Below are 13,661 nucleotides of genomic sequence, written 5' to 3'. Positions count from 1 at the left end.
CAAAGGGCGAGCAGGTGACTGCTCGCCCTTTTTTAGTCAGAGGATACGATGGAAAGGCTGGTGCAACATCTTCAACAGATAGCAAACCACCACGACCTGGCGCAGCTCCACCAGTGGCTGTGCACCTACATGCTCTACGCGCAATCGGGTACGTCTCCCACCGTGGAGGTTGTTACCCATGACCCGCGCATCTCTCTCCTTCGCAGCTTGCGCTGGAAAGGGCTTCACCTGATGGTGCCAGGCAGGGCTTTGCAGGAGGTGCCCGCCCGACATCTGGCGTTATTGGCTGTGAGGGGTTATCTGGAGGCTCAGGCGAGACGGCGGTTAACCATACGCTCCATCCTGCTGACCCTGTTGATTGTGTTTACCATCCCGCCGCTGATTTACCACCTTGCCCCGCCCACACACGACAAGGTCTACCACTGGATGTTCCACCTGCTCGTGATAGTGCCCATTGAACGGGTGTGGGCATGGCACCGCAGCATCGCCCAGCGCATCGACCGCGAGATAGTCAAAAGCACAGGGGAAACCGAAGTCTTCCTGCAGGCTCTGGCTACGGTCATCAAAGCAGATATTAAAATCAAAGGTATGGACAAAAATGTCAAGGAACTTATGGGCAGGTTGAACTCGCTGTGCAGGGAGAACGGCTATCCCGAGGTGACAATGGAAGAGCTGATGCCTCCACCGCCTTCGGATGACGATGGACACAAGCATCCGTCCCGCCCGCCTATCGACAAGGGCGATTTCCTGCTACGACATCCCCCGGACGAGTATAATAAGGTGGATAAGGTCAGGATGTAAGTTTAGCCAATGGAAAACAACCAGAGGAATCAGCAAAGCCTACCCGAATATCCGGTTCTGGAAAGCAACCACCCCTTTGTGCAATGGCTGCACACCTACCTGTTGTGGGGGCAAATCATGGGAGTGAACCCCATGGTATTCACCTTTCCTGCGGATGGCGAACCATCGGTGGAGGACAACCTGCGCTGGCAAAAGAACGCCCTTTGGGTAAGCGACGACCTGCTGGAGCGAATATCCCCACGCCTGTTAGCCATTCTTGCCGTGCGCAACTATATGGAGCGACAGATATGGCACGGCTATCTGGTGCTGGTGGTGTTGACGATTGTTGCGGCGCTGATAATTACTCTGGCGGTGACCGACTATGTCCGAAGATTGCTGGGGGTCAATCCGCTGTGGGACCTGGTACACCTGCTCGTACTGCCTGTTTTACTGGACGTCCCATCTCTCCTTCGCGACTTCGCCCGTCGGCGGACAGACGAAGAGGCGTTTGAACGGCTGGGCGAGCCTCAGATGTTCCTGCAGGCGATGCAAACCGCTCTCGAAGAGAGCTACCGGCAGGGTGAAACCGACAAGCAGCTCCGGAAGATGCTCAAAAGGTTGAACAGGTTGAGGGCAAAGGCAGGGGAACCACCCCTCACCCTGCAAGAGGTGAAACAGCAAGCCGGACAGCCGCGGGCAACGACAGAGGAACTGCAGGAAGAGAGCCCCCTTGCGGTGAACAATGGGATACAGGAGGAGGAACAGGCGCGATAATATGCCACGCATCAAACCACCAGCTCTATGTCCGGGCGATACCATCGGCGTCGTGTCGCCCAGCAGTTACAAAGCCCCTGAAGCCCTGCAACCGGGCATTGAAAAGATTCAAAGGCGCGGATACAAACTCGTTTTCGGCGAACATGCTTTTGACCGCCGCGGCTATCTGGCAGGCGAAGACCGCGACCGAGCCGCCGACCTGAACGCCATGTTCGCCCGCGAGGACGTGAAAGCCGTTCTCTGCACGCGAGGTGGCTACGGAGCGTCACGCATTCTGGACTACCTGGACTGGGATACCATCCGCGCCCATCCGAAACCCCTTATCGGCTACAGCGACATTACCACGCTACATATCGCCTTCCTTCGTTATACCGATATGGTGGTGTATCATGCACCGATGATTATTACCCTCTCGCGCGATGTCTCTGAACATGCCATCCAGAATATGTTTGACATTCTGGAGAAGCCAGAACCGCTGGGCACCTACGATACCCGTGAGGGAAACGTTCAGACGCTGGTGCCCGGCATTGCGGAAGGCGAACTGACCGGCGGCTGCCTGTGTCTGGTCACCGCTACCTGCGGTACTCCCGAACAAATCGATGCCAAAGGCAAGATTCTGGTGATTGAGGACGTGGACGAAGCCCCCTATGCGGTAGACCGGATGCTGACGCAGCTGAAACGAAGCGGTGTGCTGGATGAAGCGGCTGGCTTTGTGATAGGAGAAATCACCGATTGGCAGAAGCATGTTTCTGACCCTGCAGAGAGCCTGACCATCGAGCAGGTCTGGCAGGACATCATTGTGCCGCTGGGGAAGCCCGCGATTATCGGTTTTCCCTTCGGGCACGTCGAGAACCCGCTGACTTTACCGCTGGGCGTTCGAGCGAGACTGGACGCAACGGCAGGCACCCTCACCCTGCTGGAGCCAGCGGTATCAAAGGCATGAACATCACCCCCTAGCCGCACCCTTGAGGCGTTGGGATGATACAAAAGGCACTGGCTGTGCTTGCCTTCGCGAGCAAGCTACAGAACCAGCGCCTGACTATTCAAGAGGTCATGTGCGAGAATAAACTTTCTATGCCCGCCGTTGACAGGAGAATAGTCTATCTTAGTGGCACCCGCAGCTGCCGCAACCGCAACCCTCGTCGCTGGAGTCACCACAGGCGCAGGATGCAACGGCGTTCGGATTGTCGATTTTGAAACCACCACCCTGACTATCCTCTACGAAATCCACTTCCGAACCCGTGATGTAGCCCAGACTCAACGGGTCCACCACAATCTTCACGCCGTGCGAGTCGAAAACCTGGTCGCCCTCGTCCACGATGTCGTCGATCGCCATGCCGTACTGTAAACCAGAGCAACCACCGCCTGCCACGAACACCCGGAGCATGGCGTCGGTCTTGCCCTGCGCCTCCATGATGTTGCGAATCTCGGTTGCTGCTCGTTCGGTTAGTGTGATCATCGCGCAGTTACCACCCCTTACTTCATCGTCGGACTGGAATAGTATACCTCATCCGCCTCCCGCCCATGTGCGCAACCGTTCACATTCTCCTGTATCCGGCGTGGGAGGCGCGAATATTTAGCATATCAAATTATACCTTACTTTCACACAGGATTCAAGCGGGAAGGGCAACATCCCCCTCCCGCTGCGCCAAAATGGGTTACTCAATACCCTGTGCTGCCAGCCATCGCTCGGCGTCAATCGCTGCCATACAGCCGGAGCCTGCGGCGGTCACCGCCTGCCGATAAACATGGTCGGCAACGTCGCCTGCGGCAAAAACCCCTTCCACGCTGGTGAAAGTGCCCCGCCGCAGGACGATATAACCTTGCTCGTCCATCTCCACCTGCCCGGCGAAGATTTCCGTGTTGGGCTTGTGACCGATAGCCATAAACACGCCGTCAATCGGTTTGTCCCACACCTCGTTCGTCTTCACATTGCGCAGGCGCACGCCCGTCACCCTGCCCACGTTCACATCGTAGATGTCTTCCACTACGGTGTTCCAGATAAACTCAATCTTCGGGTTTTCGAAGGCACGTTGCTGCATAATCTTGCTGGCGCGCAGCTGGTCGCGCCGGTGTACGACATACACTCTGGTGGCGAATTTGGTGAGGAAGAGTGCCTCTTCCATGGCTGTATCGCCGCCGCCGACCACAATGACCTCCTTGCCCCGGAAGAAGAAGCCATCGCAGGTCGCACAGGCGGATACTCCCTTGCCCTGCAGTTTCTGCTCCGCTTCCAGTCCCAGCCACTTCGCGCTGGCTCCGGTGGCGATGATGACCGCGTGCGCCTCGTACAGGTTCTCCGCGCTGTCCCACAGCTTGAACGGTCGCGAGGAGAAGTCCACCCGGGTGATGGCATCGGTGATTATCTGCGTACCGAAGCGTTCCGCCTGCTGTCGAAACAGCTGCATCAACTCCGGTCCCTGAATACCTTCCGGAAAGCCGGGGTAGTTTTCCACCTCCGAGGTAATGGTGAGCTGCCCGCCCGGCTGTAACCCCTCGAACAGGAGAGGTTGCAAATTCGCCCGCGCGGCGTAGATGGCGGCGGTGTAGCCCGCCGGTCCCGAACCGATGATGATGAGTTTATGAGTCATGCGATACACCTCCTCACGTTTAGATACGCAACTGCTACGGGTAGATTCCGCGTGTGATGATGGCATCGGCGACCCTGCCCACGCCGATAATATACGCAGCGGTGCGCATATCCACCTTGCGCGTCTTCGCCGTGCGCACCACCTCGTCAAAGGCGTCGATCAGAATGCGCTCCAGACGCTGGTTGACTTCGTCTTCGCTCCAGAAGAAGCTTTGCAGGTCCTGCACCCACTCGAAGTATGAGACAATAACCCCGCCTGCGTTTGCCAGGATATCGGGTACAAGGAAGACGCCAGCCTCGTTCAGGATGCGGTCTGCCTCTGGCGTGGTGGGTCCGTTCGCCCCCTCGATGATCACCCTTGCCCGAATGCGCGCGGCGTTTTCGCTGGTAATCTGGTTACCCAGCGCGGCAGGCACCAGGAAATCACAGGGCAGTTCCAGCATTTCCCTGTTGGTCAAAACCTCGCCTTCCGCGTACTGAGGCAGAGTGCCCTCACGTCGGACACAGTGTTTCAACAGCAAGGGGATATCCAGCCCTTTGGGATTATAGACTGCGTTCAGGGCGTCACTGACAGCCACAACCTTCGCGCCCGCTTCGTGAAAGAATTTCGCTGCCGAGCTGCCCACGTTGCCAAAGCCCTGGATGACCACCCGTGCCCCTTGCAGTGGGATATTCAGTATCTGCGAGCAACGATTGGCTATCATCACCAGCCCGCGCCCCGTTGCTTCGATACGTCCCTCCGAACCACCTATCGGTATCGGTTTGCCCGTCACCACAGCGGGTACCGTGTAGCCTTTGTGCATGCTGTAGGTGTCCATAATCCACGCCATAACCTGCGGGTCGGTACCCACGTCGGGTGCGGGGATGTCGCTCTCCGGTCCGATGATAACGCTGATTTCGGTGGCATAACGCCGGGTCAGGCGTTCCAGCTCTTTCAGTGACAGTTTCTTGGGGTCGCACATCACGCCGCCCTTTGCCCCACCATACGGAATGTTTACCACCGCGCACTTCCACGTCATCCACATCGCCAGAGCGCGCACTTCGTTGATGTCGGCTTCGGGGTGATAGCGGATGCCTCCCTTTGAAGGTCCTCGCGCCCGGTTGTGCTGCACCCGGTAGCCTGTGAAGATGCGCACCGAGCCATCGTCCATCTGCACCGGGAAATGCACCGTCAGCTCGCGCTCGGGGTATTTGAGAAACTCATGGATATTGGGGTCCACGTTCAGCAGTTCCGCCACAATCGCCAGCTGCTCCAGTGCCATCTGGTAAGGGTTCGCTCCGTTGCGTCCCTTGTCGTGCGTTGTGGTCATCGCTTTCCTCCGTTTGAGCAAGTTATGATGCGTACACCAGCCCCGGTCCCGACGGCAAAATACGCCTCACCCACAGGGCGATTGGCAAGACAAACAGCAGGTTGTAGATGCTCTCGCCTGCCGCCTGATACACCCACTGCGACACGTTCGGCTGTGGCGAGAACAGGAAGAACACCGCCTCACACAGCATACTGCCCGTCAGGGCGGAGAATATCAGTACCACCGGATGATGGCGAAAGACCCGCAGCTCCAGCAGACCCAGCGATGCTCCCAGCACCATCCGGCTGACCAGGTAGCTGCCCACAGACATCCCCACCACCGTGCCCATGAGCCAGCCTGACAGGAAACCACAGGCTGTGGCGACATGTACGGGAGTGTTGACCGCGATGCAGATAAGCACCACTTTATTGAAATCGGGTTGCACGCCGCGAAACTGCAGGTGATGGGCGAAACTTCCCTGCACGGCGGTAGCAAACAGCATCAGCAACATCAGCTTCAGCCACACGGGCATCTTCATGAAGGTGGTGTCTCCCCGCGAGTAAGCAGTACCTCTTCTATCTGCATCACATTCACGAAAGGCTTCACACGCGCCTCGCGCATACCCGCCTGTTTCTGTTCCATGACCTGTTCGACAGTGCCGATGGGAATACCTGCGGGGTATACCCCTCCCAGTCCCGATGTGATGACCACGTCGCCGGGTCGTACATCGGCATCTTTGGACAGGAAGGTTAACACCAGATAATCCTCTCCGCGCCCCCGACAGACGCCCACCGCCCGCGATTCCGCACGCTGTATCCGCGCGCCAACGCTGGCATTCGGGTCGGTAATCAGCAAAACGTGTGCGGTGTGGCGTGTCACCAGATACACCAGTCCCACCAGTCCTCTGTCCGTCACCGCCACCATGCGCGGGCGCACCCCTTCTGCCTGACCACGGTTCACGATCAATGTGTGGAAGTAGGCAGAGGGCTGGATCGCCAGCACACGCGCTACCAGAGGGCGAATCTTCCTGGATTGGGCAAACTGCAACAGCTGGCGCAGTCGCTCGTTTTCCTGTCGCAGTTCTTCGAGCGTGGTCTGCGCGGTGCGTAAAGCCTCTATCTCTCTCTGCAGCTGCTGGTTCTGCTCGCGTAACCGTCGCCCGTGCACTACCCCGTAACCGAAGTCCGAGAGGAAATCTCCGGTGGAACGCAGGGCAGACTGCACGGGAGCCACCAGAGCCATCACTGCTTCTGCGAACGGGTTAGCCGCCCCTCGCTGCATTGCACGATTGTGCTGGATGCCAGCGAACAGAGCCAGTACAGCAAGCACAACGATGATCCGGAACCGGTTGTCCCGCCACAGGTTGCGCATAGAGAAACACGCTCGCGATTAGTAAGAGCGATTGGTACCGATAAGCACCTTGCGCAGGCTGGGATTGGTCTCAATCTCCTCCAGCACTCGTCCTGTGCCTATCACCACGCAGCTGAGCGGGTCGGGCGCCACATGCACGGGCATTCCCGTCTCTTTGGAGATAAGGCAGTCCAGCCCCCGCAACAACGCGCCACCACCAGCCAACGTGATGCCCCGGTTGATGATATCCGATGCGAGTTCGGGTGGAGTCATCTCCAATGTCAGCTTGACCGCCTCCACGATAGCGTTGACCGGCTCCTGAATGGCATGCCTTATCTCCTCGGAGGAGATGACCGCACTGCGCGGCAGTCCGGTAATCAAATCCCGCCCCCGCACCTCCATCTGGGTCTCCTCCTCCAGCGGGTAGGCGGAACCAATCTGGATTTTAGCCTCTTCGGCGGTGCGATCGCCGATATACAGGTTGTAGGTACGACGCACGTAAGCGGCGATGGCTTCGTCGATCTCATCACCTGCGATACGGATGGAACGGCTTGCCACGATACCCGAGAGTGAGATGACTGCTACCTCGGTGGTGCCACCGCCGATGTCCACAATCATCGAACCAGTCGCATCCCCAACAGGCAAGCCCGCTCCAATCGCTGCTGCCATCGGCTCTTCAATCAGGTAAGATACTTTCGCCCCCGCCTTTTTGCAGGCGTCCATCACCGCGCGACGCTCTACCTCGGTCACCCCGCTGGGAATGCCCACCACCACCGTCGGCGCCGCCCACGAACGCCGGTGCACTTTCTGGATAAAGTAACGGAGCATCTTCTCGGTCTGGTCGAAGTCGGCAATCACTCCATCTTTCAGGGGACGAATAGCGATGATATTGCCCGGTGTTCGCCCCAGCATCCTTTTGGCTTCTTCGCCGACTGCCAGTACCTTTTTGGTGTCTTTCTCGATAGCGACTACAGAAGGCTCACGGAGGAGAATACCTTTCCCTCGCACGTGCACCAGTGTGTTTGCCGTGCCGAGGTCGATACCCATATCCCGCGAGAAACGTCCCAGTAATCTTTTCCAAATCGCCATGCGAACCTTTTCACTCCTCCATCCTGCGCAATACCCAGTATATCATAACATAAAACGTCGGTAGGGGCGAATGGTGTTTCACCCCTACCGGGCGAGGGAGCAAAGCACGCAGGGCTAAACGCGCCTAGCCACTTCCACCCCCGCCTTCGCCGCTGCCTTCCAGTCGAATGGCACGGTAGCCACCCTTCGACCGATAGTACAGGAACTGCAAGCCGAACAGGAACACCAGTATCACCGGCAGGATCGCCACGTAGCGGATGGCCATTGCTGCGCCCTGCTTCAGGGCTTCCTTAATCACCTTCGCCTGCTCCGCGGCGGTTGGGTCACCCTGTTTTGCCCGGTCTTCTATCTCTTTCGCCTTCTCCGGGCTGAACTTGCTATCCACCACCACCATCTGCCGGATTTCGGGGGTCAGGTGCTGTATCGTGTGGTGGTCATAGATGCGCCCCATCACCGGCCCGGCAATGCCGGCAGCAATCATACCAGTTGCGCCCATCACCGCCAGCAGGAACTCGCCGCCACGCGGGTAGCGCTCGGAGGTAACGCCCAGCATGGTGGGCCAGAAATACGCTTTACCGATGCCAAACAGGGTTGCCGCCGCAAACGCCACACCAGCAGCAAACGCATGGCTCAGCCAGTACAGACCGACTGCCGCCAGTGCGGCACAAATCGCCAGCAGCCCAACCGGCGTGAAGGTCCTGGCAAGCGGTCCGGCGAACAACCGCAAGACAAACATCAGTCCCGCCGTATACACGAGGAACAGGATGCCGCGAATACCCACCGTGTCGGTCAGCACCGACCCTACCCACTGGTCGGGTCCCAGCTCGGTAATCGCGGTCATACACATGCACAGCATTAACAACAGCACGCCCGGACGTAGAATCTCCTTGAACATCTCGGCGGTAGAGACCCCTGAAGCGGCGCGCTCGGTGGGCGGGAACTTCTCCGTCCATATCATCGCCCCGTAGATAACGGCAGGGATGATAATGGTGCCGATGCGCACCTGCCAGCTGGCGTTGAAGAACTCCGCCAGCGCGGTGGTCAGCAAGCCGCCGATGACCAGTCCGCCGGGCCACCACGCATGAAGCACGTTCAGCTTGTGGGTTTTGTCCTCCGGGTACATGGAGGCGGCAAGCGGGTTAATCACCCCCTCGACCGTGCCGTTTGCCAGACCAACCAGCAGGGTGGACGCCAGCAGCACGGGGAACCCATACTGCGGCGACAGGATGGTGAAGACAATGCCCAGAATGTGCCCGATGCAGGCAAGCTTCAGCAGCCTGCCCATGCCGATGATGTTACACAGGGGACCCACAATCAGGATGGCGATGGGGAACCCCCAGATGCCCATCAGGTTCACGAAGCCCTGTTGCTCGTGGCTGATGTTGAAGGTAACACCCAGCTCCTTCAGGATGTCTGCGCGGATGGAGAATGCCATCGCGGTGGTCACCAGCGCAATGCAGCTGGCGATGAACAGCTTCTCGCGACGGTACGTTCCAGACGAACCCTGTGCGCTCAACTTCCTACCTCCTTTGACGGAAATGATTTGAAGCGCTGATTTGGTAATATCATAAATCGCTTATATATTCTCGTCAATACGTGGACTACCTTCACCGGTTGCGCAGCCGCGAAAACTCATGTTAAAATGGTGGTGACTACAGGAGGTTCTGGAACACAATGCCCACGATTGAACACAGCATCTGGATTAACGCACCGGTAGAAAAGGTCTATGCCGTTGCCAGAGAGGTCGAGCGGTTTCCCGAGGTGATGCCCGACCTCGAATCGGTAAAGGTTTTGGAGCGGAGCGAAGACGGTTCGCGCACCATCACCGAGTGGACGGGGCTGGTACGAGAGTTCAACAACATGCACGTGAAATGGACAGAAGAGGACATCTGGAACGATGCGGAACACACCTGCCACTTCCGCCTGATTAAGGGTGACATGCAACGCATGGAGGGCGAATGGCGATTTGTGGAAGAAGAGGGCGGCACACGCTTTTACTCGCGGCTGGATTACGATTATAACGTGCCATTGCTGGGTGCGCTGGTAAAGAACCTCATCCACAAGAAGCTGGAAGAGAACGTACAGATGGTGCTGGAAGGGATACGCTCTCGCGCGGAAGGGGCGTAGTTCTCAGTTTTCCTGTTCCACCTCGTTGAGAATCTTTCGCACCTCGTCCAGAATGGAGACGATTTTGTCTGCTGCCTCCAGGATGCGCTGCACGTAGGCTTGCTGCTCTGGAGGAAGGTTTTCGTCGGCAAGCAGTTCTGCAAAACCCACGATGGCGGTCAGCGGGGCGCGCAGGTCGTGGTTGAGACGCGAGGAGATAAGGTGCCGCGCCTCACGCCAGCGTGCCAGCTGTTGGGTCAGTGATTCAAGAGTGTCGTCGGGCACGCGGAACCTCCTGGGCAAAACTGGCTTCTGAATAAGAGTATAACATGTTGCAACGGGTTTAGCCAGCGGTTCGGTAACGAGAGAAGCGGAGAGCAGTATGAGCAACAGGGAGCAGCTCCGGTGGTGGCAGGTTCTTCTGGTGCCCCTTTCGGTACTGTACAGTATCGGGTTAAAAGTATATCTGTGGTGGAGGTTGCCCCGCCAGAGCAGGGCGAAAGCGGTGGTCATCTCCGCAGGCAACCTTTCGGTTGGGGGCACGGGTAAGACGCCTGTCGTCATTGCTATCTGCCGCTATTTGCAGAGCAAAGGCTTCCGGGTAGCCGTGCTGAGCCGGGGATACGGAGGCACGATGAGCCACGCAGGCGGTGTGGTGTCCGATGGCGAGCATATCTTCGCTAACTCCGCGCAGGCAGGCGACGAACCGCTGTTGATCGCCCGCAAACTGCCCGGTGTGGTGGTGCTGGTGGGCAAGGACCGCCGCAAGACCGCACGACAAGCCACCGAACAGTTCGGATGCAACGTGCTGGTGCTGGACGACGGCTTTCAGTACTGGCAGCTGCACCGCGACGTGGACCTGGTGTTGCTGGATGGAGAGCGTCCGTTCGGCAACGGCTGGACGTTACCCGCCGGCATCCTGCGTGAGCCTGTGGAACACCTGCGGCGAGCCGATGCTTTGCTGGTGCAGGGCGAGGGTGAGCGGTGCACAACTCTCACACAAATGTTTCCTTTTACTCCCTGCTTCACCTGGCAAAAGTCGGGCGAAGGCATCCGGCAACTGTATCATGCGGACGCCCACTGGCGAGCCGACCTGCTGTCCGGTAAGCGCGTTTATGCGCTGGCGGCAATTGCCAGTTTCGAATCGTTCCGGCAAACGCTGACGCAGCTGGGCGCACAGGTCGTCGGCACGCGAAGTCTGCCCGACCATCACCGTTATTCGCCTGCAGACGTTCTGGAAGCCCAGCGTCTTGCCCGCGAGTGCGGCGCCGAGGTGATCGTGGTCACCGAGAAGGACGCCGTGAAACTGGAAGAGATGCCAGCCATGTTGCTGGAACCCCCCATGTGGGCACTGGATATCGAGGCGTGCTTCTCGGAAAGTTTCTGGCAATGGCTGAACGCACAGGTACGGGCGGCTCAACGTCTCCGTTCAAGCCAGGTCTCCGCGACAGAAGGGGCACTCTGAGCCTTCACCGGGGTGCAGGCATCCGCAGCGTACGCACTCTCGCCATCCCAGCTGCCGGCGTATCTGAGCCAGACGATGGTACGCGACCAGGTACTCGGTTACTTTCGCGCGAAGCTCTGCATCGGTAATCGGCTCGGTGAGGCTGTGCAGGCGCGCGATGGTGGCAGCGTCCAGCTCCGGCTCCACGATGGGAGGTTGTTCGGGCTGCGGGTCGCCTCTGGAGGTTTTGCGCGAACGTGGTTTCACGCGGAAGACCAGCTCGTTGAAAATGGGGGATCCCGCATATTCGTTCAGCCGTTGCAGGATGGTCTGCTGATGGAAGCGCAGTTCCTGTATCCATGCGTTGCTCTTCACGGCGATGAAAACTTTGCCCTCTTTCAACGCTTCGGGTTGCGCTGCCGCGGCGACCGTTTTGCCCACCACCTCTTCCCAGTTGAGCAGCGCACGAATCGCCCTCAGCCTCTCGCGCAGACCCAGCGCGTCTACCGTTTCATCCAGAATATCGCGTATCAGGTCAGGTTGCATTGCCCTTGTCCAGAACCTCGATGCGACCGCTTTCCACCCGGTACATTCGGGCAGCGGCAAGGATTTCCTGTGGGAAGGTTTCGGCGGAGGTGGCGGTGATGAACGCCTGCGCTCCTCGCAGAGCCATACGCAGCAGCTGGGTGCGCCTCAGGTCGTCTAAATCGGACATCACGTCATCCAGCAGCACGATGGGCGGCTCCTGACGCTCCTGCAGGGTGAGTTCAAACTCCGCCCGCTTCAGGCTCAGCATCACTGTGCGCTGCTGTCCCTGTGAGGCGTAAGTGCGCGCCTCTTTGCCGTCCACAAACAATAGCAGGTCGTCACGCTGTGGGCCGACCAGGGTGGTACCGCGCCGCAGCTCCTCCTCGCGCATTTTGCACAGCTGCTCCCGAAAACAGTGCGCTACCTGCTCCCGCTCTCCCTGCGCCCCCTCTACAGCCGGGGCGTAGCGGATGTCCAGCGATTCCCGTCCTTCGGAAAGCTCTGCATGAGCCGCCTGCGCCAGCGGACTTAATGCACTGATGAAACGTTCACGTGCTATCATCACACTGCTGCCGTAGCGCACCAGCTGCTCGTCCCATGCGTCCAGCAGGTCTATCATCGACGGGGTCCATGCGCCGCCGCTCTCACGGATGCTTTTCAGAAGGCGGTTGCGCTGCTCTAAGGCGCGGCGGTAACCTGCAAGTGCCCGTGCATACGCAGGACTGAGCATACTGATTTCCACGTCCAGATAGCGGCGCCGGTCTGCCGGCTGCCCGCGTACCACCTCGAGGTCCATCGCGCTGAAGATGACCACGTTAAACTGCCCCAGCGCAATAGCGGCGCGGTGCGCCTGACCATCCACCATCATCACCCGGGGATGGTTGCGCGAGAGGTGTGCCTCTACCTCCACGTCCAGCGACTGCTGCCGGTGGATGCGCGCGCGAACTGTCGCCTCCTCCGTGCCCCAGCGGATGAGTTCTTCCTCTCTGCTTGCACGCAGCGGTCTGCCCGTTGCCAGCAGGTAGATGGCTTCCAGCAGATTGGTTTTGCCCTGAGCGTTTGCACCGGTGATAAGGTTCAATCCCGCATCCGGCAACAGATGCAGGCTTTCGTAGTTGCGGAAGTTCAACAAGTCAATCTCTAACAGTCGCATGATTGGACGTTCGTTTGGGATGGAAATTCAGTACCATTGTACCTCCACATGGTTCATCTGCAAAGACATGACGCGGATGCTGAGTTGCGGGGAACCAGCGTCCCCAGTTTTGCTCAGGCTAAAGCCCGCGGCTACGCGACGTTTCGTAACATCCCTCCATCGCAGCGTGGTGTAACCCAACCCCCAGCCCCCTTCCCTGCAAGGGAAGGGCGAGTATCAACGCCCCTCTCCTCGCAGGAGAGGGGAAGGGGGTGAGGTCACACTCCCCTCCCGCAGCGTCGGGAGAAGGGCAGGGGGTGAGGGCAAACCTCTACCTTCGCCAGAAGATTTTTTCAAAAATTTCCCGCCGACCCCCCGCAAAAATGCCTTGACAACCGCAACACAAACTTGATAGATTGACTGCAGTAGAGCATCTTTGCAGAAGGTGGCGTCTGGAAGTTCTTGAAGACTTTCAAAACCATCACAAAGGGAGGGTGCTGGAAAAATGCTACGACGGTTTCCGTACCTGCGCACACTGGCTACGGTGTGCATCCTGAGCCTCACCGTGCAGGTGGCGGC

15 protein-coding genes are annotated in these 13,661 nt (G+C 58.6%); 5 read left to right on the top strand and 10 right to left on the bottom strand.

Annotated elements, in window-relative coordinates; genetic code table 11:
• Positions 1 to 48: 48 nt before the first annotated feature.
• From K6U75_08140 to K6U75_08130, 3 genes are read left to right on the top strand one after another with little or no spacing between them, the layout of a single operon-like run.
• Positions 49 to 801, top strand: a complete 753-nt coding sequence (locus K6U75_08140; GenBank protein ID MCL6475005.1) for a hypothetical protein — start codon at positions 49 to 51, stop codon at positions 799 to 801.
• A gap of 9 nt (positions 802 to 810) precedes the next feature.
• A complete protein-coding gene (locus K6U75_08135; GenBank protein MCL6475004.1) occupies positions 811 to 1,554 on the top strand; it encodes a hypothetical protein in 744 nt (247 codons plus the stop codon).
• Position 1,555: 1 nt separating this feature from the next.
• Complete coding sequence (locus K6U75_08130) at positions 1,556 to 2,497, top strand: LD-carboxypeptidase (protein MCL6475003.1); 942 nt, start codon at positions 1,556 to 1,558, stop codon at positions 2,495 to 2,497.
• 162 nt (positions 2,498 to 2,659) lie between these two features.
• Here the strand turns inward: K6U75_08130 and erpA are convergent, their stop codons facing one another.
• The 7 genes from erpA to K6U75_08095 form a co-directional block, all read right to left on the bottom strand.
• Positions 2,660 to 3,013, bottom strand: a complete 354-nt coding sequence (erpA, locus tag K6U75_08125) for an iron-sulfur cluster insertion protein ErpA (GenBank protein MCL6475002.1) — start codon at positions 3,011 to 3,013, stop codon at positions 2,660 to 2,662.
• Between the two features lie 199 nt (positions 3,014 to 3,212).
• Entirely contained in the window at positions 3,213 to 4,145 is a 933-nt protein-coding gene (gene trxB / locus K6U75_08120; protein MCL6475001.1) for a thioredoxin-disulfide reductase, read from the bottom strand.
• Between the two features lie 34 nt (positions 4,146 to 4,179).
• Positions 4,180 to 5,454 (bottom strand): Glu/Leu/Phe/Val dehydrogenase, encoded by a 1,275-nt coding sequence (locus K6U75_08115; protein MCL6475000.1) that lies wholly within the window; start codon positions 5,452 to 5,454, stop codon positions 4,180 to 4,182.
• Positions 5,455 to 5,476: 22 nt separating this feature from the next.
• Positions 5,477 to 5,971 (bottom strand): rod shape-determining protein MreD, encoded by a 495-nt coding sequence (mreD, locus tag K6U75_08110; GenBank protein MCL6474999.1) that lies wholly within the window; start codon positions 5,969 to 5,971, stop codon positions 5,477 to 5,479.
• Entirely contained in the window at positions 5,968 to 6,804 is an 837-nt protein-coding gene (mreC, locus tag K6U75_08105; GenBank protein MCL6474998.1) for a rod shape-determining protein MreC, read from the bottom strand. Before mreC ends, mreD begins: the two co-directional genes overlap by 4 nt.
• Positions 6,805 to 6,822: 18 nt before the next feature.
• Positions 6,823 to 7,866 carry a rod shape-determining protein gene (locus tag K6U75_08100; protein MCL6474997.1) on the bottom strand — a complete coding sequence of 348 codons (1,044 nt, stop codon included), beginning with the start codon at positions 7,864 to 7,866 and terminating at the stop codon, positions 6,823 to 6,825.
• Between the two features lie 130 nt (positions 7,867 to 7,996).
• Positions 7,997 to 9,307 (bottom strand): MFS transporter, encoded by a 1,311-nt coding sequence (locus K6U75_08095; protein MCL6474996.1) that lies wholly within the window; start codon positions 9,305 to 9,307, stop codon positions 7,997 to 7,999.
• A 239-nt stretch (positions 9,308 to 9,546) separates the two neighbouring features.
• Between K6U75_08095 and K6U75_08090 the strand changes: the two genes are divergently transcribed.
• Positions 9,547 to 9,999 carry an SRPBCC family protein gene (locus K6U75_08090; protein ID MCL6474995.1) on the top strand — a complete coding sequence of 151 codons (453 nt, stop codon included), beginning with the start codon at positions 9,547 to 9,549 and terminating at the stop codon, positions 9,997 to 9,999.
• Between the two features lie 3 nt (positions 10,000 to 10,002).
• Here the strand turns inward: K6U75_08090 and K6U75_08085 are convergent, their stop codons facing one another.
• A complete protein-coding gene (locus K6U75_08085; protein MCL6474994.1) occupies positions 10,003 to 10,263 on the bottom strand; it encodes a hypothetical protein in 261 nt (86 codons plus the stop codon).
• A 97-nt stretch (positions 10,264 to 10,360) separates the two neighbouring features.
• Here K6U75_08085 and lpxK point away from each other — a divergent pair, with 97 nt between their 5' ends.
• Positions 10,361 to 11,443, top strand: a complete 1,083-nt coding sequence (gene lpxK / locus K6U75_08080; protein ID MCL6474993.1) for a tetraacyldisaccharide 4'-kinase — start codon at positions 10,361 to 10,363, stop codon at positions 11,441 to 11,443.
• On the opposite strand, the gene K6U75_08075 is transcribed toward lpxK, so the two are convergent.
• Positions 11,408 to 11,968 carry a DUF721 domain-containing protein gene (locus K6U75_08075; protein ID MCL6474992.1) on the bottom strand — a complete coding sequence of 187 codons (561 nt, stop codon included), beginning with the start codon at positions 11,966 to 11,968 and terminating at the stop codon, positions 11,408 to 11,410. The genes lpxK and K6U75_08075 overlap by 36 nt on opposite strands.
• A complete protein-coding gene (recF, locus tag K6U75_08070; GenBank protein MCL6474991.1) occupies positions 11,958 to 13,103 on the bottom strand; it encodes a DNA replication/repair protein RecF in 1,146 nt (381 codons plus the stop codon). The genes K6U75_08075 and recF overlap by 11 nt, the downstream gene beginning before the upstream one ends.
• Positions 13,104 to 13,661 lie beyond the last annotated feature (558 nt).

The organism is Bacillota bacterium, assembly GCA_023511455.1.
Lineage (GTDB): Bacteria > Armatimonadota > HRBIN16 > HRBIN16 > HRBIN16 > HRBIN16.
The sequence above is the reverse complement of the archived record's forward strand: the minus strand, read 5'-3'. Positions and strand labels throughout refer to the sequence as shown.